The sequence below is a fragment of the Agrobacterium sp. MA01 genome, from assembly GCF_009650195.1.
Taxonomy (GTDB): Bacteria; Pseudomonadota; Alphaproteobacteria; order Rhizobiales; family Rhizobiaceae; genus Allorhizobium.
In genome coordinates this window covers 4,409,598-4,431,449 of the sequence record NZ_CP045854.1, presented here as the reverse complement: position 1 = coordinate 4,431,449, position 21,852 = coordinate 4,409,598, and the positions used below count along the sequence as shown (strand labels likewise).

At 61.0% G+C, this 21,852-nt stretch carries 23 protein-coding genes and 1 tRNA gene; 15 read left to right on the top strand and 9 right to left on the bottom strand.

The features are described 5' to 3' along the window. Positions 1 to 182 precede the first annotated feature (182 nt). Positions 183 to 1,070, bottom strand: a complete 888-nt coding sequence (locus GH983_RS21125) for a shikimate dehydrogenase (RefSeq protein WP_069042575.1) — start codon at positions 1,068 to 1,070, stop codon at positions 183 to 185. Positions 1,071 to 1,255: 185 nt separating this feature from the next. Here GH983_RS21125 and GH983_RS21120 point away from each other — a divergent pair, with 185 nt between their 5' ends. Further along, complete coding sequence (locus tag GH983_RS21120) at positions 1,256 to 1,903, top strand: TetR family transcriptional regulator (protein ID WP_054149450.1); 648 nt, start codon at positions 1,256 to 1,258, stop codon at positions 1,901 to 1,903. 193 nt (positions 1,904 to 2,096) lie between these two features. Continuing rightward, positions 2,097 to 4,508 (top strand): phosphoenolpyruvate synthase, encoded by a 2,412-nt coding sequence (gene ppsA, locus GH983_RS21115; protein WP_069042576.1) that lies wholly within the window; start codon positions 2,097 to 2,099, stop codon positions 4,506 to 4,508. A gap of 35 nt (positions 4,509 to 4,543) precedes the next feature. Here ppsA and GH983_RS21110 read toward each other — a convergent pair. Next, positions 4,544 to 4,633 (bottom strand) — tRNA-Ser (locus tag GH983_RS21110). 171 nt (positions 4,634 to 4,804) lie between these two features. On the opposite strand from GH983_RS21110, the gene GH983_RS21105 reads away from it, so the two are divergent. The 10 genes from GH983_RS21105 to deoA all read left to right on the top strand — a co-directional run bounded on the left by GH983_RS21105 (position 4,805) and on the right by deoA (position 14,171). After that, positions 4,805 to 5,125 (top strand): hypothetical protein, encoded by a 321-nt coding sequence (locus tag GH983_RS21105; RefSeq protein WP_153763413.1) that lies wholly within the window; start codon positions 4,805 to 4,807, stop codon positions 5,123 to 5,125. A gap of 175 nt (positions 5,126 to 5,300) precedes the next feature. Further along, on the top strand, positions 5,301 to 5,960 hold the full coding sequence (gene msrA, locus GH983_RS21100; protein ID WP_153763412.1) for a peptide-methionine (S)-S-oxide reductase MsrA: 660 nt from the start codon (positions 5,301 to 5,303) through the stop codon (positions 5,958 to 5,960). Between the two features lie 255 nt (positions 5,961 to 6,215). Further along, positions 6,216 to 7,208 carry a BMP family protein gene (locus GH983_RS21095; protein WP_069042577.1) on the top strand — a complete coding sequence of 331 codons (993 nt, stop codon included), beginning with the start codon at positions 6,216 to 6,218 and terminating at the stop codon, positions 7,206 to 7,208. A gap of 68 nt (positions 7,209 to 7,276) precedes the next feature. After that, complete coding sequence (locus GH983_RS21090) at positions 7,277 to 8,797, top strand: ABC transporter ATP-binding protein (RefSeq protein ID WP_153763411.1); 1,521 nt, start codon at positions 7,277 to 7,279, stop codon at positions 8,795 to 8,797. A gap of 7 nt (positions 8,798 to 8,804) precedes the next feature. After that, positions 8,805 to 9,908 carry an ABC transporter permease gene (locus GH983_RS21085; protein WP_054149444.1) on the top strand — a complete coding sequence of 368 codons (1,104 nt, stop codon included), beginning with the start codon at positions 8,805 to 8,807 and terminating at the stop codon, positions 9,906 to 9,908. Positions 9,909 to 9,918: 10 nt separating this feature from the next. Beyond that, positions 9,919 to 10,890: an ABC transporter permease gene (locus tag GH983_RS21080; RefSeq protein WP_054149443.1), complete on the top strand. Its 972-nt coding sequence runs from the start codon at positions 9,919 to 9,921 to the stop codon at positions 10,888 to 10,890. Between the two features lie 2 nt (positions 10,891 to 10,892). Next, positions 10,893 to 11,285: a cytidine deaminase gene (locus tag GH983_RS21075; protein WP_069042579.1), complete on the top strand. Its 393-nt coding sequence runs from the start codon at positions 10,893 to 10,895 to the stop codon at positions 11,283 to 11,285. Then, positions 11,282 to 12,088, top strand: a complete 807-nt coding sequence (locus tag GH983_RS21070) for a purine-nucleoside phosphorylase (RefSeq protein WP_069042580.1) — start codon at positions 11,282 to 11,284, stop codon at positions 12,086 to 12,088. Before GH983_RS21075 ends, GH983_RS21070 begins: the two co-directional genes overlap by 4 nt. Next, entirely contained in the window at positions 12,075 to 12,851 is a 777-nt protein-coding gene (deoC, locus tag GH983_RS21065) for a deoxyribose-phosphate aldolase (RefSeq protein WP_371418390.1), read from the top strand. The genes GH983_RS21070 and deoC overlap by 14 nt, the downstream gene beginning before the upstream one ends. Before the next feature lie 3 nt (positions 12,852 to 12,854). Beyond that, positions 12,855 to 14,171: a thymidine phosphorylase gene (gene deoA, locus GH983_RS21060; protein WP_153763409.1), complete on the top strand. Its 1,317-nt coding sequence runs from the start codon at positions 12,855 to 12,857 to the stop codon at positions 14,169 to 14,171. A 12-nt stretch (positions 14,172 to 14,183) separates the two neighbouring features. On the opposite strand, the gene GH983_RS21055 is transcribed toward deoA, so the two are convergent. The 7 genes from GH983_RS21055 to GH983_RS21025 all read right to left on the bottom strand — a co-directional run bounded on the left by GH983_RS21055 (position 14,184) and on the right by GH983_RS21025 (position 19,580). Beyond that, complete coding sequence (locus GH983_RS21055; RefSeq protein WP_054149438.1) at positions 14,184 to 14,705, bottom strand: TIGR02281 family clan AA aspartic protease; 522 nt, start codon at positions 14,703 to 14,705, stop codon at positions 14,184 to 14,186. Positions 14,706 to 14,828: 123 nt separating this feature from the next. Next, on the bottom strand, positions 14,829 to 15,458 hold the full coding sequence (gene upp / locus GH983_RS21050; RefSeq protein ID WP_006725188.1) for a uracil phosphoribosyltransferase: 630 nt from the start codon (positions 15,456 to 15,458) through the stop codon (positions 14,829 to 14,831). A 106-nt stretch (positions 15,459 to 15,564) separates the two neighbouring features. Then, positions 15,565 to 16,533 carry an adenosine deaminase gene (locus GH983_RS21045; RefSeq protein WP_153763408.1) on the bottom strand — a complete coding sequence of 323 codons (969 nt, stop codon included), beginning with the start codon at positions 16,531 to 16,533 and terminating at the stop codon, positions 15,565 to 15,567. Then, on the bottom strand, positions 16,530 to 17,750 hold the full coding sequence (locus tag GH983_RS21040; RefSeq protein ID WP_153763407.1) for a phosphopentomutase: 1,221 nt from the start codon (positions 17,748 to 17,750) through the stop codon (positions 16,530 to 16,532). Before GH983_RS21040 ends, GH983_RS21045 begins: the two co-directional genes overlap by 4 nt. Positions 17,751 to 17,840: 90 nt before the next feature. After that, entirely contained in the window at positions 17,841 to 18,464 is a 624-nt protein-coding gene (locus GH983_RS21035) for a TadE/TadG family type IV pilus assembly protein (protein ID WP_246727451.1), read from the bottom strand. Beyond that, positions 18,461 to 19,099 carry a TadE/TadG family type IV pilus assembly protein gene (locus tag GH983_RS21030; RefSeq protein ID WP_054149435.1) on the bottom strand — a complete coding sequence of 213 codons (639 nt, stop codon included), beginning with the start codon at positions 19,097 to 19,099 and terminating at the stop codon, positions 18,461 to 18,463. Before GH983_RS21030 ends, GH983_RS21035 begins: the two co-directional genes overlap by 4 nt. Positions 19,100 to 19,208: 109 nt before the next feature. Continuing rightward, positions 19,209 to 19,580, bottom strand: a complete 372-nt coding sequence (locus GH983_RS21025; RefSeq protein WP_245280847.1) for a pilus assembly protein N-terminal domain-containing protein — start codon at positions 19,578 to 19,580, stop codon at positions 19,209 to 19,211. A gap of 502 nt (positions 19,581 to 20,082) precedes the next feature. On the opposite strand from GH983_RS21025, the gene GH983_RS21020 reads away from it, so the two are divergent. From GH983_RS21020 to cpaB, 3 genes are all read left to right on the top strand, one after another. Next, complete coding sequence (locus GH983_RS21020) at positions 20,083 to 20,265, top strand: Flp family type IVb pilin (RefSeq protein ID WP_153763406.1); 183 nt, start codon at positions 20,083 to 20,085, stop codon at positions 20,263 to 20,265. Between the two features lie 140 nt (positions 20,266 to 20,405). Then, entirely contained in the window at positions 20,406 to 20,918 is a 513-nt protein-coding gene (locus GH983_RS21015) for a prepilin peptidase (RefSeq protein ID WP_153763405.1), read from the top strand. Positions 20,919 to 21,034: 116 nt separating this feature from the next. Then, positions 21,035 to 21,847 (top strand): Flp pilus assembly protein CpaB, encoded by an 813-nt coding sequence (gene cpaB / locus GH983_RS21010; RefSeq protein ID WP_153763404.1) that lies wholly within the window; start codon positions 21,035 to 21,037, stop codon positions 21,845 to 21,847. The last annotated feature ends 5 nt before the right edge of the window (positions 21,848 to 21,852 follow it).

Below are 21,852 nucleotides of genomic sequence, written 5' to 3'. Positions count from 1 at the left end.
GCACAGCGGATCGCATGCAAGGAGTTGGAGCATGGGACAGCGACAGGTGGCGCACAGCCCGGGAGTACAGGATGTCGATGATGCCGGACATGTCTTCCTCCTCCCTGCCCTTTCGGGCCACCAGTTTCAATCCAGACAGGCTGCCAGCGCCTGACGCCCGCACTCCAAATGCACTCTCCGCCTCAAGCCGTCTGAGGCTGGCGCGTGACACCACCCTCCGTCAGCACTTCAAAATGGCGAAGCATGCGACCGACCTCCGGCTGGAGGCCCGTGAACAACGAGAATGCGCCGACGGCCTGGAAGACGGCCATGCCGCCTCCGTTGGCCACACGACATCCGCGCTGGCGGGCGGCCTGCAGTAGCGCCGTGTCCAAGGGGAAGTAGACCACCTCGGCGACCCAGAGGCCGGGGGGCAACAGTTCTGCGGGCACCGGCAGGCCGGGATGCTTGTCCATTCCGATCGGCGTGGCATGGACGAGCCCGGTTGCGCCGCCAATGACAGCCTGAATATCGGAGGCCACGCTGACCGATGCTTCCGGGAAATGTCTGGCCATCAGGGACGCGAGTTCCGATGCCTTCTCTAGTTCAATATCGAAGATCGCCAGTGACCGCGCGCCCATTTCGAGCACGGCATAGGCCGTCGCCGCGCCGGCGCCGCCGGCACCGATCTGAATCACAGACGACAAGTCTGCGTCAGGCAGTTGGCGACTAAGCCCTTGGGCAAATCCCCACCAGTCGGTGTTGTGGCCGATGCGCTTTCCGTTTCGCAAGATCACCGTATTGACCGCGCCGAGCTTTCGCGCGTCCTCGGAGAGGTCGGTCAGCAAGGGCAGGATCTTCTGCTTGCAGGGGTAGGTAATGTTGAGGCCGCAGAAGCCGCGTTGCTCAGCCTCGGCGACAAGCGCGTCGAGGTCATCGGGGCCGAGCTTGCGCTCGTTGAGGTCGATGAGCTCGTAGCGATAGTCGACGCCCTGGGCCTCGCCTTCGCGCATGTGCATGGCAGGGGTCAGCGAGCGCTGAATGCCGAACCCGATCAGTCCGGCGCGCAAGATATCGCGCTTTTGCGTCATAACCGCCTCCCAATGTCGAAGCCCGGATCTCGTCCAAGCTTCCGGCCTCCCAACCTGGCAGGAACGATAATGTACTAACTAGTTAGTGTCAACACTGGCCGGCTTGAAGCGTGGGGCCGAGATCACTATGAACTGAAGGCGCGCTGCGTCGGCAACGGCCGCAATCGCGATCGGGGATGGAAACTATGGCGAAAACGGCGAGGGAAACGCGCAGGAACGACCCTGAGCGGACGCGGGAAGACATCCTGGATGTCGCAACGGAGGAGTTCGCCGAATTCGGCCTGTCGGGCGCGCGGGTGGATCAGATCGCCGAGAAGACGCGCACCTCCAAGCGGATGATCTACTACTACTACGGCAGCAAGGAAGGGCTTTACCTCGCGGTGCTGGAAAAGGCCTATCGCAAGATCCGATCGCTCGAAGCGGATCTGCAGCTGTCGGAACTGGAGCCCGACGAAGCTCTGCGCCGGCTGATCAGCACGACCTTCGACCATGACGAACACAATCCCGATTTCGTGCGGCTCGTCAGTATCGAGAACATTCATCACGCGATGCACATGAAGCGATCGAGTGAAATCGCTGATCTCAACATCTCCGTCATTCGCACGCTGCAGGACATCATCGACCGTGGCCTGAAGAGCGGCCTGTTCCAGCGAAGGGTCGACGCGATCGATCTGCACATGCTGATCAGCGCCTTCTGCTTCTTTCGCGTCTCGAACCGCTACACCTTCGGCACGATCTTCAAGCGTGACCTTTCCGAACCTGACCTCTACGACCGTCACAAGTCGATGATCGCCGACGCCGTGCTCGGATATCTGCGCAGCACCGACCCTTAAGCGTCCAGCATTCAGCGGCATGTTGCAACAGACCGGACAGCCAAGTGCTGGCCGCCTCGGAGTTGCATGACGAAAACCGGAGGATCCGGGCCGAGCCGAACTCTCCTTGATGTGTATCAACCGCAGGTCGGCGCTTTGCCGATAGTCTTCCCTTGGGTTCGCTTGAAACAACCCGTCCTTGGAGGAGGTAGGCATGCATCATGTAACCGCTCATGTCGTCTGGTTTGATGACCTCAAACGCTCTGATGTCGCCAAGGTCGGGGGCAAGAATTCCTCGCTCGGAGAAATGATCCAGGAGCTGGGTCTCCAGGGCGTCGATGTTCCGCCGGGCTTTGCGACCACGTCTGATGCCTACTGGCATTTCGTCGACGAAAACCAGATCCGCGAATCGATCGGCAAATCGATCGCCGACTGGACAGCCGGCAAGGCAAGCCTATCCGAGACGGGGGCAGCCATCCGCCAGCTGTTCCTCAGGGCAGACTGGCCGGCCGCCACGGCCGCTGCCATCGTCGAGGCCTATCGCGGCCTGGCAGACAGAGCCGGTCAACCTGATGTCAGTGTCGCCGTCCGCTCCAGCGCCACGGCCGAAGACCTGCCGGATGCGAGCTTTGCCGGACAGCAGGAGACCTTCCTCAATATCGTCGGGGAGACGGAACTCCTGCAGGCCTGCAAGCGCTGCTTTGCCTCGCTGTTTACCGACCGGGCGATCTCCTATCGCCAGACGAAAGGCTTCGACCATATGAAGGTCGCGCTGTCTGTCGGGATCCAGCAAATGGTGCGTTCCGACATTGGCGGGTCCGGCGTCATGTTCTCGATCGACACGGAAACGGGATTCGACAAGGTCGTCCTGATCGATGCCGCCTGGGGGCTCGGTGAAAACGTCGTCCAGGGTGCCGTCGACCCGGACGAATATCAGGTCTTCAAACCGCTCCTGGACGATCCGACGCTCAGCCCGATCATTTCAAAGAAGTGCGGCAGCAAGACCATCAAGATGATCTATGGCTCTGCCGAGCAGCCGACGCGCAACGTGCCGACATCGAAAGCGGAGCGCGCCGCCTTCGTGCTTTCAGACGCCGAGATCCTGACACTTTCGCGCTGGGCCACGACCATCGAACGCCATTACGGCTGCGCCATGGATATGGAATGGGCCCGGGACGGGCATTCCGGGCGCCTCTACATCGTCCAGGCCCGACCGGAAACGGTCCAGTCGAACCGCGAAACCGCAGTGTTCAGCTCCTACGAGATCAAGAGCAAGGGCAAGACACTGCTTAAGGGCCTGTCGATCGGCGACGCCGTCGTCTCCGGCCAGGTCTGCCTGATCGAGAACGCCCGCGACATCGGACAATTCGTCGACGGTTCGATCCTGGTGACGTCCACGACCGACCCCGACTGGGTTCCGATCATGAAGCGGGCGGCTGCCATCGTGACAGATCATGGCGGCCGCACCTCGCATGCTGCCATTGTCAGCCGGGAACTGGGGCTGCCCGCCATTGTCGGGACAGGGACAGCAACCCAGGTCCTGCATTCCGGCCAGGAAATTACCGTGTCCTGCGCCGAAGGCGACGAGGCGTCGATCTATGAGGGCCGCGCCGACTACGAGGTCCAGACACTGGACATGGAGGATATTCCGGCGACAAAGACCAAGGTAATGCTGAACCTCGCCAATCCGGGTGCCGCATTCCGCTGGTGGCGACTGCCGGCGGACGGCGTTGGCCTGGCGCGCATGGAATTCGTCATCAGCAACGCCATTCGTATCCATCCCATGGCACTGGTGAATTTCGACAGCCTGACCGATCAGAGTGCCAAGGCCGAAATCGCCGAACTGACGGCGGGCTATGCCGACAAGTCCGCCTATTTCGTCGACAAGCTCGCCGAAGGGCTGGCGAGGATCGCAGCAGCCTTCTACCCGCAGCCTGTCATCGTCCGGATGAGCGATTTCAAGACCAATGAATATGCGGGGCTTCTTGGCGGTGCCGCGTTCGAGCCGACCGAGGAAAACCCGATGATCGGTTTTCGCGGCGCCTCGCGCTATTATTCGCCGCGATACCGGGACGGATTTGCTCTCGAATGCAGGGCAATTCGAAAGCTGCGCAACGAACTTGGCTTCAAGAATGTCGTGGTGATGATCCCATTCTGCCGTTCCGTTGCGGAGGCTGAAAAGGTACTTGGCGTGATGGCCGAAAACGGACTGAAGCGCGGGGAGAGCGACCTGCAGGTCTTCGTCATGTGCGAGATCCCCTCGAACGTCATCCTTGCCAAGCAGTTCGCCCAGCATTTCGATGGGTTCTCCATCGGATCAAACGACCTGACCCAGCTGACACTCGGGGTCGACCGCGATTCCGGCGAGCTGGCCGATCTCTTCGACGAGCAGGACGACGCGGTCAAATGGATGATCCGCAGCGTGATCGGCGAAGCCAAGGCTGCCGGAGCCAAGATCGGCATTTGCGGCCAGGCACCGAGCGACCATCCGGAATTTGCGAAGTTCCTCGTGGAGTGCGGCATCGACAGCATCTCGGTCACGCCGGACAGCTTTATCGCGGTCAAGCAGAGCGTTTCGGAAGCCGAGAATGCAGGGGGAACCGCCAACACTGTGCCATCGGGGTGAATGGCATCATATAGTCGAATGGAGATGGGGAAGAATGGCGGACAGGGTGGGATTCGAACCCACGGTACGCTTTCACGCACACACGCGTTCCAGGCGTGCGCCTTAAACCACTCGGCCACCTGTCCAGGGGGAACGCGGGGAAAACCACCGCGGTTGGTCGGGCGGGATATATACCGAGGAATTTCGGCGGATCAACCGAAATCTATCAGAATTTTGACATCGGCCGACAATTCCCTATCTATAGGCTCAGTGCGGCAGGCCCTAAAGGCCGTGCCGGGCTTCAGCCGGAGACATTGGTGGTGCGCTTCCTGTTCAGGGTCTTGAGTTTGCTTGCGCTTTGCGTCGGCGTCGTATTCGGCGTGATCGATGCAATTGCCTCGGTGTCTGCATCGCAGGTCATCATGACCCCGATTTCGGAAGCCTGGATCGAGACGCATCCGGGCTCTCTGATGACACTCGAGGAGCTTGTCGTCGGGCGCCTCGGCGACGGTGCCTGGCTCGCGCTTCGCGATGTTGTCCTGCCGCAGCCGGCATTTGCCGCCATGCTGGTGCTGTCGCTCGCCTTCTGGATGATCGGCTACAAGAAACCTTCGCTGGCCGGACGATTTGCGGCTTGAACCAGGCCTTCGGCGCGCCAAAGGCTTGATAGTGCCCGGCAGATTGCAAGTTTCGGTGGGTGCCGACGACCAATGATCGAAGACCGCAGCCGGTTGACGCGGCGGGCGGTGATCTGCCGCAGTGGCAGAACAAAGTGGAAAAACAGGCCGAGAAACGGCCTCAGGAGGTTTCAAGATGTTCCTGATCGACATGTTCAACAAGAAAACCGTCATGCCGACGGCAGAAAACGCCCTGCCCGGCCGATCCGAGCCGATCCCGACCGCATCGACGCATTTCATCTCCGGCCTGCCGCTGAAGGGCCCAGTGCCCGAGGGCATGAAGACCATCTATCTCGGCATGGGCTGCTTCTGGGGCGCCGAGCGTCTGCTCTGGCAGACGCCGGGGGTCTATCTCACCGTGTCCGGATATCAAGGCGGGATCACGCCCAATCCGACCTATCAGGAGACCGTCACGGGTCTCACAGGGCATACCGAAGTGGTGAAGGTCGTCTACGACCCCGCGAAAATCTCGCTGGAAGGGCTGCTTAAGATCTTCTTCGAGGCGCATGATCCGACCCAGGGCATGCGCCAGGGCAATGATATCGGCACCACCTATCGCTCCGCGATCTATGTCGAGGATGACGAGGACATGGCGCTTGCCATCGCCGTTCGCGATCGCTTCCAGGAGGCGCTGGTGAAGGCTGGACGCAGCAGCCGGGTGACGACGGAGATCGCCCATGCCGGACCGTTCTACTTTGCCGAGGAGTATCACCAGCAGTATCTGGCGAAGAATCCGAATGGTTACTGCGGCCTGCGCGGTACGGGCGTTTCCTGCCCGATCTCGCCCGCAGCCTAAGGGCGAATGCTCAAAGACGCAGCATAAATCCTATTGATCTGACTGATTTTTCAGCGTCCTGCGCTGAAAAATCAGCAGGCTTGTGAATCTTTACCAGATGAAAAAAATCTGGTGAATTTTGAAGCGAGCCATGCAAGGATGAAAGCCAGCCAGGACCTCCGGAAAAGGGGGCGGCGGTTCCGCAGACATGTCTTTCTCATGAGGAAGGCTTGCGGGAGGACCCAACAAGATCAATAGCAACAACAGGGCTGCACCATGAAGAAAACCCTCCTCAGTCTCTTTGCCTTGGCCGCGATGTCGGCGACCGCGCTTGCGGCCGACGTCAAGCCGGCGCTGGTCTACGGCACGGGCGGCAAGTTCGACAAATCCTTCAACGAAGCCGCTTACGGTGGCGCCGAGAAGTTCAAGGCCGAAACCGGCATCGACTACCGCGACTTCGAGCCGACCAGCGACACGCAGGGCGAACAGGCAATCCGCAACTTCGCTTCGCGCGGCTTCAACCCGGTTGTCGCCGTTTCCTTCGCCTGGACCTCGGCCATCGAAAAGGTTGCCGCTGAATTCCCGGATACCCAGTTCGTGATCGTCGATTCCGTCGTCGACAAGCCGAATGTCCGTTCGGTCGTCTATAAGGAAGAGGAAGGCTCTTACCTCGTTGGCCTGCTCGCCGGCATGGCTTCCACCACCGGCAAGGTCGGCTTCGTCGGCGGCATGGACATTCCGCTGATCCGCAAGTTCGCCTGCGGCTACGAGCAGGGCGCACGCGCTGCCAAGGCCGACATCCAGGTCTTCCAGAACATGACCGGCACCACGGGCGCTGCCTGGAACGACCCGGTTCGCGGCGGTGAGCTCACCAAGAACCAGATCGACCAGGGTGCGGATGTCGTTTACGCGGCAGCCGGTGCGACCGGTCTCGGCGTTCTGCAGACCGCTGCCGACAACGGCAAGCTGTCGATCGGCGTCGACTCCAACCAGAACCACCTGCATCCGGGTTCGGTTCTGACCTCGATGGTCAAGCGCGTCGACCTCGCCGTCTACAACGCTTACGCAGATTCGAAGAACGACAAGTTCACGCCCGGTCTGCAGGTTCTCGGCGTCGCACAGGAAGGTGTCGCCTACGCTCTGGACGACAACAACGCCAAGCTGATCACCGATGAGATGAAGGCTGCCGTCGAGAAGGCCAAGGCCGACATCGCCGCCGGCACCATCAAGGTCCACGACTACATGTCGGACAATTCCTGCCCGAAGTGATCTAGAATCCGGGCGCAGGACGGCGACATCGTCGTTCTGCGCCCTTTTTGTATGTCTGGGGGACCGGAATGAACGCAACGAACCAGGCACCCGCGATCGAATTGATCGGCATCGACAAGAAGTTCGGTGCGGTGCATGCCAACAAGAATATCAATCTGACGGTCGCCAAGGGCTCCATCCACGGCATCATCGGTGAAAACGGCGCCGGCAAGTCAACGCTGATGTCGATCCTCTACGGCTTCTATCAGGCCGATCAGGGTTCCATTCAGATCGACGGAAAGCCGATCACGATCAAGGACAGTCAGGCCGCCATCAGTTCCGGAATCGGAATGGTGCACCAGCACTTCATGCTGGTCGAGAATTTCTCAGTGCTCGAGAACCTGATGCTCGGTGCCGAAGGCGGCGCCTTGCTCGGCAAGGGCACGGATGCCGCACGCGCGGCGCTCAAGAAGCTGGAAGAAGACTACGAGCTGGACGTGGATCCCGACGCGATCGTCGAGGAACTGCCTGTTGGTCTGCAGCAGCGCGTCGAAATTCTGAAAGCGCTCTATCGCGGTGCCGAGATCCTGATCCTCGACGAGCCGACGGGCGTGCTGACACCGGCTGAAGCCGACCATTTGTTCAAGATCCTCGGCGTGCTGCGCGACCAGGGCAAGACGGTCATCCTGATCACCCACAAGCTGCGCGAGATCATGGCGATTACCGATACCGTGTCCGTCATGCGCCGCGGCGAAATGGTTGCGACCCGCAAGACGGCCGAAACCACGGTCGAAGAACTCGCCGAGCTAATGGTCGGCCGCCGGGTGCTGCTGCATGTGGAGAAGAAGCCGGCCAATGCCGGCGAGATTTTCCTCTCGGTGCGCAATCTGACCGTCAAGGACAACAGGGGCGTCGTCATGGTCGACAACGTCTCCTTCGACGTGCGCTCCGGCGAGATCGTCGGTATTGCCGGCGTCGCCGGCAATGGTCAGAGCGAGCTTCTCGAAGCCATCACCGGGATTCGCAAGCCGACCTCGGGCGAAATCTGGATCAACGGACAGAACGTTGCCGGCCTCGACCCGGCCGAACTGCGCGGCATTGGCGTGGCGCATATCCCCGAAGACCGCCACCATATGGGCCTCGTGCTTCCCTTCGAGGAAAGCCAGAATGCCATTCTCGGCTACCATCGCGACGAACGCTATGGAAAGGGTCTGTTCCTCAATCCAGACCTGATGCGCAAGGCGGCGGTCGAGGAAATCGAGAAATACGATATCCGTCCGCCGAACCCCAGACTGAAGACCGCCAATTTCTCGGGCGGCAACCAGCAGAAGATCGTCGTTGCCCGCGAAATCGAGCGTGATCCAAAGCTGTTGATCGTTGGCCAGCCGACGCGCGGCGTCGACATCGGCGCGATCGAGTTCATTCACAAGCGGATCGTCGAGACGCGCGACGCTGGCAAGGCCGTGTTGCTCGTCTCCGTCGAGCTCGACGAGATCCGCTCGCTCTCCGACCGCATTCTGGTGATGTTCGCCGGCAAGGTCGTCGGCGAAAAGACGCCTGATACAGGCGAACAGACACTCGGCCTGATGATGGCCGGCATTGCCGCTTGAGGATTTGATGAGCACTGCATCCGTACCCCTGCCGAACTGGATCAATTATGCGCTGCTGCCGCTGATCAACCTCACGCTTGCCTTTCTCGTGTCCGGCCTCGTGGTGTGGATCATCGGGGAGAACCCGTGGGAGGCGCTGAAGCTGATGCTGGAAGGCGCGCTTGGCAGCGGCGAAGGCATCGGCTTCACGCTGTTTTATGCGACGAACTTCATCTTTACCGGGCTCTCCGTCGCGGTCGCCTATCACGCCGGCTTGTTCAACATCGGCTCGGAAGGCCAGGCCTATCTCGGTGGACTGGGTGCCGCACTCGCAGCGCTTGCGCTCGACCATTACGTACCGTGGTATGTCACCATGCCGTTTGCGATCATGGCGGCCGCCCTTTTCGGCGCGGCCTGGGCCTTCATCCCGGCCTGGCTGCAGGCCAAGCGTGGCAGCCATATCGTCATCACGACGATCATGTTCAACTTCATCGGCGCAGCGCTGATGGTCTATCTGCTGGTCAACGTGCTGATCGTGCCGGGCAAAATGGCGCCGGAAACCCGCACCTTCCTCGAAGGCGGCCAGCTGCCCAAGCTCGACTGGCTGATCGCGATGTTCGGCGGCACGCTCGGACCTGCCCCGTTCAACGTCTCCTTCCTGATCGCGCTCGTCATGTGCGTGCTGGTCTGGATCTTGATCTGGCGCACCAAGCTCGGCTTCGAGATGCGCACGCTCGGCATCAGCCGTTCGGCCGCCGCCTATGCCGGCATTCCCTATGTGAAGATCGTCATGATCACGATGCTGATCTCCGGCGGCCTTGCCGGCATGATGGCGCTCAACCCGGTGCTCGGCGCGTCTGCCCGTCTGCAGGTGGAATTCGTCGCAGGCGCGGGCTTTGTCGGGATCGCGGTGTCGCTGATGGGGCGCAACCATCCGCTCGGCATCGTGCTTGCCGCCATCCTGTTCGGCATTCTCTATCAGGGTGGAGCCTGGCTCTCCTTCGACATGCCGAACATCACCCGCGAGATGATCGTGGTCATTCAGGGTCTTGTGATCCTGTTTGCCGGCGCGCTGGAATTCATGTGCCGCCCGATGATCGTGCGGATCTACCAGACAATGACAAAGGCCTGAGGACGCGACCATGGAATCCTTTGACATGCTCATCAGCATCCTCGGCTCGACGATCCGACTGTCGATCCCGCTGATCCTGGCAGCCCTTGCCGGCCTCTATTCCGAACGGGCCGGCGTCTTCGACATCGGGCTTGAAGGCAAGATGCTGGCAGCGGCCTTTGCCGCGGCCTGTGTCGCCTATCTCACCGGTTCGGCCTGGCTCGGGCTCTTCTCCGGCATCGCCGTCTCGCTGGTGTTCTCGCTGATCCACGGCTTTGCCTCGATCACCAATCGGGGCAATCAGATCGTTTCGGGCGTGGCGCTGAACTTCGTCGCGGCTGGCCTCACCGTGGTGCTCGGCCAGGCCTGGTTCGGCCAGGGCGGCCGTACGCCGCAGGTCTCCGGCGACGGTCGTTTCTCCCCTATCATCCTGCCGGGTGCCGACATGATGCGCGACGTGCCCTTCATCGGGCCGATCTATTCGAACGTGATCTCCGGCAACAACATGCTCACCTATATCGCGTTCCTCGCCGTTCCGATCTCCTGGTGGGTGCTCTATCGCACGCGCTTCGGCCTTCGCCTGCGTGCCGTGGGCGAGAACCCGGGTGCGGTCGATACCGCCGGCATTTCGGTCACCTTCCTGCGCTACCGCGCGGTGCTGATGGCCGGTCTGCTCTGCGGCATCGCCGGTACTTACCTCGCAATCGCCCAGTCGGCTGCCTTCATCAAGGACATGTCGGCCGGCAAGGGCTTCATCGCGCTTGCAGCGCTGATCTTCGCCAAGTGGAAGCCGGTGCCGGTCATGTTCGCCTGCCTGCTCTTCGGTTTCCTCGATGCCCTCGCCAACTTCATGCAGGGCAAGGAGATACCGCTCATCGGGGAAGTGCCGGTGCAGCTCTTCCAGGCCCTGCCCTATATCCTCACCTGCATTCTGCTTGCGGGCTTCATCGGCTCTGCCAACCCGCCGAAGGCCGGTGGCGTCGCATACTCCAAGGAGCGTTGATCATGGCACATGATCTTTTCGAAGCCGCGCGTGACGCGATGAAATTCGCGCATGCGCCCTATTCGAAGTTCCCCGTGGGGGCTGCCATCCGCGCGGACGACGGTCGCATCTATACCGGCGCCAATATCGAGAACCTCTCTTTCCCTCAAGGGTGGTGTGCCGAGCCGACGGCGATCGGCTGCATGATCATGGGTGGCGGCAAGAAGATCGTCGAGATGGCCGTGATCGCCGAGAAGCTGGCGCTCTGCCCGCCCTGCGGCGGCTGCCGGCAGAAGATCTCGGAATTCGCGTCTGCCGATACCAAGATCTATCTCTGTGACGAAGTGGGTGTGCAGAAGACCATGACGATGGACGAGCTTCTGCCGCTCAGCTTCAAAACGGACATCCTCGGATGAAGGCGGCCGTGGATCTGCTGGTCGAGCGCCTGAACGGCCTCATGCCGCGCTTCGGCATCGTTCTCGGATCGGGCTTGGGATCACTGGTCAACGAGGTTCGTGATGCCATCCGCATCCCCTACTCCGATCTGCCCGGTTTTCCCTTAAGCGGTGTGTCGGGCCATGCCGGCGAGATCGTTGCGGGCTATCTCGGGCGCACGCCGGTCATCATGCTGGCCGGCCGCATGCACTATTACGAACACGGCGATGCGAATGCGATGCGCATGCCGATCGAGGTTCTCATGGGGCTCGGCGTGAAGTCGCTGATCCTCACCAACGCGGCGGGATCGCTGCGCGAGGACATGCCGCCTGGTTCGGTCATGCAGATCACCGATCACATCAACTTCTCCGGCAAGAACCCGCTGATCGGCGAGCCGAGCGACGGGCGCTTCGTCGGCATGACCTCGGCTTATGATGCCGAGCTGCAGGCCGCGATGCGGGCAGCTGCTGAAGCAGAAGATGTGCCGCTCGCGCAGGGTGTCTATATGTGGTTCTCGGGCCCGAGCTTCGAGACGCCGGCGGAGATCCGCATGGCGCGTATTCTGGGTGCAGATGCCGTGGGCATGTCGACCGTGCCGGAAGTCATTCTCGCCCGTTTCTGTGGCCTGAGGGTTGCAGCCGCCTCGGTGATCACCAATTATGGGGCAGGCATGACCGGTGGCGAACTCAGCCACGAAGAAACCAAAGACATGGCGCCGATCGGCGGCAAACGTCTGGCCACCATCCTGAAACGGATGATCGGCGGAGGAAATGACATTGGATAATCAAGAACTGCGCGCTGTCGCATCGCGGGCGCTTTCGCTGCTCGACCTCACCAATCTGAAAGACGACTGCACGCCCGACCAGATCGTGACGCTGTGCGGTCGCGCCCAGAGCGCGTTTGGTCCGACAGCTGCGATCTGCATCTGGCCGCGCTTCGTCATGCAGGCACGCACGCTGCTCGGTCCCGATAGCCCGATCCGCATCGCAACGGTGGTCAACTTCCCTTCGGGCGAGATGAAGACCGAGGACGTGCTGGCCGAGACGCGCGATGCGGTTGCTGATGGCGCCGACGACATCGATCTCGTCATCCCCTACCGGGCGCTGGCGGCCGGTGACGACAAGGCCGTGACGAACATGGTTTCGGCGGTCAAAGACGCCTGTGGCCCAGCGATCCTGAAGACGATCCTGGAAACGGGTGAGCTCAAGGACATTTCCCTGATCCGACGTGCATCGGATCTTTCGATCGCGGCCGGTGCCGACTTCATCAAGACCTCGACCGGCAAGGTTGGCGTCAATGCGACGCTCGAGGCGGCCGACATCATGCTGCAGGCGATCCGCGACAGCCGCAAGAAGGTCGGCTTCAAGCCGGCCGGCGGCATTGCGACAGTAATGGACGCTGGCCATTATCTAAAGCTCGCCGACACCATCATGGGCGAGGACTGGGTGATGCCATCGACCTTCCGCTTCGGCGCTTCCGGCCTGCTCGACGACATCATCGCCGTGCTCTCGGGCGAGCGCTCAACCGCTGCGGCATCGGGGTACTGAGCCATGCTTCCCCAGGAGATCATTCGACGCAAGCGTGATGGCGGGACCCTGAGCGCGCAGGAGATCGCCGGCTTTATCGAGGGCCTGTCGAAGGAAAAGATCTCCGAGGGGCAGGTAGCGGCCTTTGCCATGGCCGTCTTCTTCAAGGGCATGACGCCGGATGAAATCGTGGCGCTGACGCTTGCCATGCGGGATTCCGGCGACGTGCTTTCCTGGGCAGGCGTCGGCAAGCCCGTGGCCGACAAACATTCGACGGGTGGCGTCGGCGACAATGTCTCGCTGATGCTGGCTCCGATCGTGGCGGCCTGTGGGCTGGCCGTCCCGATGATTTCAGGGCGCGGGCTTGGCCATACCGGGGGCACGCTCGACAAGCTGCAGTCGATCCCCGGTTACGACGTGATGCCTGACAATGTCACCTTCCGCCGGACGGTCGATCGTGCGGGCTGCGCGATCATCGGCCAGACAGGTGATCTGGCCCCGGCCGACAAGCGGCTCTATGCGATCCGCGACGTGACGGCGACGGTCGAATCCATTCCGCTGATCACGGCCTCCATTCTGTCGAAGAAACTCGCGGCCGGGCTGGAAAGCCTTGTGCTCGACGTGAAGGTCGGCAATGGCGCCTTCATGGCGAAGAGCGAAGATGCGGAGGCCTTGGCGCGCTCGCTAGTGCGTGTCGCCAATGGCGCCGGCGTGAAGACCACGGCGCTTTTGACCGACATGAACGAGCCGCTTGCCGACTGCGCCGGCAATGCGATCGAAGTGCTGAATGCCGTCGATTTTCTGAAGGGCTTGAAGAGCGGTACGCGACTCGAAGAGGTGACGCTGGCGCTCGGTGCCGAGATGTTGATCAATGCCGGCGTCGAGAGCAATCAGGCGGCCGCGCTTGCCCGTTGCAACCGAGTTCTGGCATCGGGCGAGGCTGCGGAGATCTTTGGTCGCATGGTGTCGGAGCTCGGCGGTCCCGCCGATTTCATGGAGAAGGCAGAAACGTATCTCCCACGGGCCAAGGTTGAGATCGCCGTTCTTGCCGATGAGGACGGCTATCTTGGGGAATGCGATACGCGCGGTCTCGGTCTCGCTGTTGTGTCGCTCGGTGGTGGCCGCCAGCGCCCCAGCGACAAGATCGATCACGGCGTGGGCATCGCCGGCTTCAAGCCGCTTGGCACAAAGGTCGAAAAGGGCGAGCCAATCGCCTTTGTTCAGGCGAATGACGAGGCTACTGCCACTCAAGCCGCCAGGACGGTGGCGGAATGCTATCGCATTTCGGGAACGAAGCCTACGGCAGCACCGGTCATCGGGCTCAGGATCGCTGCCGAGTAACGGGCGAAAACCTCACTGGATCATCCTCAGCGTGCGCTTCTCCGCCGTATAGGACCTGAGTTTTGTCATGAAGCTCATGCCGACAAGCGTGGATGAAAGCGCCTCATCACCCAGAACGACAGCCTCGACGTTACGCACCCGGATACTGCCGATTTCAACCCGGTCCAGGGTCACGTGTGCAGCCTTGGTGACGCCGTTTGCAGTTCTCACCTGGTAACGGAAATCGAGCGCTGCCGGGCTGAACCCGAGGCGGCGGGCGGTCGAGACATTGATCGCCACCCTGGAGGCTCCGGTATCGACCATGGCATCCACCGGCTTGCCGTTCATCTTGAACGTTCCCGAATAGTGGCCATGGCGACCCATCGTGAGAACCGTCTGGCCGGATGGAACCGCTGCGGCAGGCTTTGCCACGACGGCAGCGGGTTCGGTCGTCTCACGCTCGTCCAGCATGGCCTGAACCTTCTCCGCGATCGTCGGCCATTGGCTAGCGGACAAGGCGAGCATCATGACTGTGAACAGCGTGCGAGCGAACATCTGTTATCCCCGTGAGCGACGCCGGATCGTAGCAGCGGATCCGAAGAAGTTGGATAACGCAGGACGCAAAACGGCCCGAAACCGGGGTTTCGGGCTGTCAAAGCTTGCGATCTGGTTAAGAAATCACTTCGTTCCGTACATCCGGTCGCCGGCATCGCCGAGGCCGGGCATGATGTAGCCCTTCTCGTTCAGATGGCTGTCGATCGATGCGGTGAAGATCGGCACGTCAGGATGGGCTGCGTGGAAATTCTTGATGCCTTCGGGGGCAGCCAGCAGGCAGAGGAAGCGAATGTTCTTCGCGCCGCGCTCCTTGAGCTTTTCGATCGCGGCGATCGACGAGTTGCCCGTGGCGAGCATGGGGTCGACGACGATGATCAGTCGTTCCGACAGGGCGTCGGGTGCTTTGAAGTAGTATTCGACGGCCTGCAGCGTCTCGTGGTCGCGGTAGACGCCAACATGGGCGACGCGGGCGGCTGGCACAAGTTCCAGCATGCCTTCGAGCAAACCATTGCCGGCACGCAGGATCGAGGCGAAGACCAGCTTCTTGCCCTCGAGGATCGGCGACTGCATCTCGGTGAGCGGCGTCTCGATCGTCTCCATGGTCAGTTCGAGATCGCGGGTCACTTCATAGCAGAGGAGAGTCGAGATTTCGCGCAGCAGCCGACGGAAGCTCGAGGTCGACGTTTCCTTGCGGCGCATGATCGTCAGCTTGTGCTGCACGAGGGGGTGATCGATGACTGTTACGCCGTCCATGGTCGAGCCTTCTTTTCTTGTTTTCTGAGGTGCTTCTATTTTCACGTTCTCTTGGACGCCCGCAAGAGCGATGCCGGAATTTAGCCGGTCTTCAACAGGCGTAGCATCAAAGACGGGCGAGAAGCCGCGCTCGCGTCTCCTCGTCGACGAAAGCGGCCTCGATGGCTGTGCGCGTCATGCCGTCGATCTCGGCATCGGTAAAGCCGAATTCGCTCGACGCCCAGTCGTATTCCTGGGCAAGTGATGTACCGAAGAAGGGTGGATCGTCGGAATTGATGCAGACCTTCACACCGGCCTCGTGGAACTTCTTGAGCGGATGGCTGGCGAAATCGGGGAAGACCTTGAGCGCAATGTTGGAGCCCGGGCAGACTTCCAGCACGGTGCCGAGATCAACGAGGCGGCGGACGAGTTCGGGATCCTCGATGGCGCGGACACCGTGGCCGATACGAGCGGGTTTGACGAGGTCGAGGGCATCGGTGACGCTGAAGGCACCGCAGACTTCACCGGCATGGATGGTGAGGCCGAGGCCAGCCTCGCGGGCGATGTCGAAGGCGCGGGCGTAATCCGCCACGCGGCCCATGCGCTCCTCGCCGGCCATGTTGAAACCCGTGACCAGCGGATTGTTGCTGCGGGCGGCATATTCGGCAGCGGCAATGACGCTTTCCGGGCCGAAATGGCGCTCGCCGGTGACGATGATGCGGGCCTCGATGCCAGTCGCAGCCTTGGCGGCCTCAATGCCGGCGGTGATGCCGGAGAGATAGGTGTCGGCGCCGAGACCGATGCGATCGCCATGGTCAGGCGAGACGATGATCTCGCTGTAGATCGTATCGACGGCTGCAAGCTCGCGCAGATAGGTCTCGGTCAGGAGGGCATAGTCCTCTTCCGTACGGAAGAGAGCCGCCACACGGTCATAGGCCTTGATGAACTCGGCGAAATCGCTCCAGGCATAGGTGCCGTCGCGCATGAAGGTCGTGGGATCAACGCCGTATTTCTCGGCCTGGGCAAGCGCCAGCGCCGGCGGCGCCGCACCCTCGATATGACAGTGCAGTTCAGCCTTCTTCATTCGTCTCGTCACAGGAAGCTCCGTCCGTGGCGGCCGGGGGCGATCCCCAGATGCGCCGCGATGGTTTCGCCGATATCGGCATAGGTATTGCGCACACCGATGTTGCGCGAGCGCACGCCGGGGCCGAAGCACATGATCGGTACGCGCTCGCGGGTGTGGTCGGTGCCGCGCCAGGTGGGATCGCAGCCGTGGTCCGCGGTCATGAGAACCATGTCTCCCGGCTTCAGCTTGCGATGGACCTCCGGCAGGCGGCGGTCGAAGGCTTCGAGCGCTGCGGCATAGCCCGGCACGTCACGCCGATGGCCGAAAAGCATGTCGAAATCGACGAAATTTGTGAAGACGAGATCGCCGTCTTCGGCCTCGTCCATGACCTTCAGCGTCGCGTCCATCAGCGCCATGTTGCCATTGGCCTTGATGACACGGGAGACACCCTGATGGGCGAAGATATCGCCGATCTTGCCGACGGCATGGACCTTGCGGCCGGCCTCGACGAGGCGGTCGAGCAGGGTCGGCTCGGGCGGCAGGACGGAATAGTCGCGGCGATTGCCGGTGCGCTCGAAGGTCTGGACGGTTTCGCCGATGAAAGGCCGCGCGATGACGCGGCCGATGTTCAAGGGATCGAGAAGCTTTCGCACGATCTGGCAGAGTTCGAGCAGGCGTTCGAGACCGAAATGGGTTTCATGGGCGGCGATCTGGAAGACGGAATCGCTCGAGGTGTAGCAGATCGGTTGGCCGGTCCGGATATGCTCCTCGCCAAAGCGGGCGATGACCTCGGTGCCGGATGCATGGCAATTGCCGAGGATGCCCGGCAGGTTCGCTTCGCGACAGATCGCTTCCACCAGATCTGCCGGGAAGGCTTCCTCGCCTTCCGGAAAATAGCCCCAGTCGAACATCACGGGCGTGCCGGCGATTTCCCAGTGACCAGAGGGCGTGTCCTTGCCGTGCGAGACTTCGCTTGCAGCACCATGCAGGCCGAAGACCCGCTCGGGGACGGCCATGCCGTCGGGCGCCTTGCCGGTGGCGAGCCTGGCGGCCTCGATGAGGCCGAGTGCCGACATGTTCGGCACGACCAGCGGCCCATGCCGCAGCCCCTTGCGATTGCCGGCGCCGGCAGCACAGAACTCGGCGATATGGCCGAGTGTATCGGAGCCATGATCACCATAGGCGGGCGCATCGGGCGCGCCGCCGATGCCAAAGGAATCGAGAACGAAAAGGAAAGCACGTGCCATGTGAACACCACGGCCGGGTCTGGTTTGTTGTTCTGCCGGCCTTTGATCGCATCCTTAGCGCCTGGGCGAAGGCTTGGCAAACGCCTCAGATCAGCAGTTGCCGCATTTGATTTCGGTGCCGAGGCGCTGGCGGAAGTAGTATTCCCGCGCAATGGTCAAGTTCTTGGCTTCGGTACCCGACAGGCCCGGCAGATACATCATCAGTTCGTGGCTGACGCTGAGTTCGCTGCGGATCAGAAATGTATCGGCAACGAGCATGTCAGCTGGCACGGGTGCATCCGTGCCGGCGGCATAGGGGGCGACGCCTGTGGTCGACCAGGACCACAAGACTTTCGCCGCTTTCGAGGAATCGATCTTTATCGCGCTGACGTTGATCAGCAGATCTTTCGACGGATAGGGCACGAAGATCGCGCCGGAGACATCCGCCATGCCCGCAAGGAATGTCTTGTCGACTGCCTCTTCGCGCGAAACGAGGTCTGCAATCGTGCTGCTTGCCATCGACGCCTTCTTGGCAACGCTCAAGCCCATGGTGAGCTCGAATGCCATCAGATAGAGCACGATCAGCATCGGCGCGACGAGTGCAAACTCGACCCCACCGACGCCCTGCCTGTCGCCCATCAGGCGCTTCAAATTGCAGACAACGCCGAAGCAACCCTGGCGAAGGCTGGCGATGCTTCGTTTCAGCGCGGACATATCTCTGCCGTTCGCGGTCATGGATATTTCTCGTTCTGGAAGGCGGTGGTGGCGACGATGAGGAAGTCTGACGGCAGGGACCCATCTGCGGGTCTGATGGTCGTGATGTAGGGGCGGACGAGATCGGTGATCACCTGCCAGCGATAATAGGCACGCAGCATGTTGACCGTGTCGGGCCCTCCGGGCGTGAACTTGAAGCTCGTCGGGTCGATGTCGGCGAAATTGGCCGTCGAGACACGCGGGATGGTTTGCGGAATGTCTGCAAACTTGGGGAAGGTTCGGGCGTCGATATAGAGTTTGCTCGGCGTGGCGATTTCCGCCTCCGAGCACTGAATCATGATGTCTATCTCGTCACAAAACGCCTCCCGGAATTTGGTGACATCCATGTCCGTGGCAGGGCGGTTCATCTGATAGGTGATCTGTCCGGTGCGTATCTGCCGGCCCAGCGTGTTGACCGCATTGGTCACCAGCTGCTCGGCAGCGAAAGCGACGAAGGTTTCGATGATCGCGAAGATGATGAGGAAATAGGGTACAGCGAGAATCGCGAATTCGATCGCTGCGGCGCCGTCTTTCGATCGCGCAAGCTTGCGCCACAGCCGGAAGCGTGGTCTGCGGCGCTCAATGTGATGATCTCGATCGATATCCTGGCTGGTCATAGCCTTCTTCATCCTCAAAGCTCAGGAGAAGCTACGAGCCAAATATTGATTTTCCGTTTCCCGAATATTTACACTTTGCCACGCCGTCTGAAAGCGAAACTCAAGAGTATTACGGCGTAGCGCCGGTCTTTGCGTGTTCTTCGCAGTTCGGCGTGCAGGAGAGAACGGTGCGCGCGGTGGACTTAAACACCCGCACGGTGCTGGCCTCGTCGATGGATACGAGGATGCGTTCGTCCACGATGGCATTGCCGTCGGCATCCAGCAGGACAAGGTTCGTCGTGCCGTAGGAACGGCCGGTCAGGACAATCGTGCGTGCGTCGGCGACGGTTGCATCGGCAACCTCGGCATTGCCGACGATCACCTTGCTCACCGGGCGATCCAGCTTCAGCACCCGTGCGCTGTTCATATAGACGCGCAGGATGCCCTCATCTTGCGCATGCACAACGGTTGCTGACGAGAGCGTGGCCAGGACCATGGCCATGGCGGCGGCTGCAGCAAGAAGACGATCGGACATGAACGTGCCTTTGAATACGCGCGTGGGGATGTTGCGGGAAGCATGCCGGCTTTTGGTGAACGAAGGGTTAAATGCATTTTTGCAGCGCCAGACAGAGCACTCGATCGGCTCGGCTAACAAATTTCGCCTGCGGCTCGAGAGACGGATTAATCGAATGTGTGCCATTCGGGCGCAGCCGGGCGAGGAGATGCGTTAACATTTGCTCTCAAGGGGAAAGACCTTGGAACGCCGCACCCGTCATGAGGATGGAAAAGCCCCCGACAATGCGCCGTTTTGGCTGAGATCTGCGGCATCTTATCGGTCGATGCCAACATTCATTTACCACGCCGGAGGCTTGCGCCGTTTCACGATCTGGTAACCGTTTTTCTTAAGCCGATGGCAATAGGCCGCCGCTTAGGTTGGCGACATCCGAGCAACGGCAAACAGTTGCCGGCAGTGCTGATCAACCTCGCGGAGTAGGAGAAATAACATGACCAAGCTTTTCGCACGTTTCGTCAAGGACGAGTCCGGCGCAACCGCAATCGAATACGGCCTCATCGCCGCCCTCATCTCGGTCGCCCTGATCACCGGCGCCACGACCCTGGGCGGTGCCCTGAACAACACCTTCCAGGGCATCTCTGGTAAGATGTCTACGGCCGAAGGCGGCCTGTAAAAACGTTCAATTGTGATAATGAAGGCCGCCTCGACGGGGCGGCCTTTTTGCATTTGCGGCATGTCCAGAAGCTAGAACGACGCTTTGTTTTCGGAATCTCAATACATGTCGGGTAGTGAGGCGGACAAGGAGTAACGGCCATGTATCCAGCAATCGTCTTTATCGTCCTTCCAGCCTGCCTTGTCTTGGCGGCGCTCACCGATTTTCTCGAAATGACGATCCCGAACTGGATCTCGTTGCTGCTGATCGGCGCTTTTGTGCTGATCGCACCCTTCAGCGGATTGTCCGTAGTCGAACTCGGCTGGCATCTGGCGGCGGCTCTGCTGGTATTCTTCGGATGCTTCGCTCTTTTCGCGTTCAATGTCATGGGCGGCGGCGATGCGAAGCTGCTGACGGCTGCGGCGCTCTGGTTCGGTTTCAACACCTCTCTCTTCGAGTTCCTCGTCTATACGGGATATCTTGGCGGTGTGCTGACCATCTTGGTCATGCTCCTGCGTGCCAACTGGGACAAGCTCGCGACTGTCGGCGTCCGACTTCCACAAACCTTGATGGTCGCCAACAAGATCCCTTACGCCATTGCCATTGGCGCAGCAGGTCTACTGGCCTATCCGAGTTCACCGCTTGTAGTCTCAGCCATTCAGAAAGCGCTCTGACGAGGACTGAAGAAACCTTCCGTTAACTACAAATGTAAGCGGGTCATTAACCATAAGTACACCAATTCCTGATCAACCTTGCCGGTAGAACCTATTGCGTTGCCCGAGGATCGATCATGAAACCCGCCCGCCTCATCATACTCGCCGTCGCCGTCGTGGCTGCCGGTATGGCCGGTCTGCTTGCCATGCGGCTAAGCGGCAACCAGACCGTGATCGTGCAGGATGCAGTCATCGAGAAGGAGCCGACCGTAGAGGTGCTCGTCTCAGCGGCGAACCTTCCGGTCGGTGCCCGCCTCGATGAAAACTCCATGCGCTGGATGGCCTGGCCGGAAGGCAGCGTGGTGGATGGCTTCATCACATCATCGACGCGGCCGGATGCGATCGCGGAGCTGTCCGGCGTCGTCGTTCGCCTGCCCGTCTTCGAAGGCGAGCCGCTGCGGCGTGAGAAGATTGCCGATTCCTCTTCCCGTATCCTCTCGGCGCTCCTGCCATCCGGCAAGCGGGCCGTCTCGACCGAAATTTCGGTGGCAACCGGCGCCGGCGGTTTCATCCTGCCGAACGACCGCGTCGACGTGATCATGGTCCGCAAGGGTGAGGAAGACAATTTCCTGACGGAGACCGTTCTCTCCAATGTTCGCGTGCTGGCGATCGACCAGCAGATCGAGGAAGCCCCTGATGGCTCCAAATCCGTTATCGGCACGACGGCAACCCTCGAACTGACGCCGGACCAGACCAAGGTCATCGCTGTTGCACAACAGATGGCAGATCGCCTGTCGCTTGCCCTCCGTTCGGTCGCCGACGCGCAGGAGGAAGACACCTCGGCTGCCGACCATCTGCTCAGCGGTGGAGACGGTCAGCCGATCATCCAGGTCATCAAGTCTGGCGAGGTGGTCAAGTCGACCTCATCGACCGCCAATTCCATGCAATGAGTGGA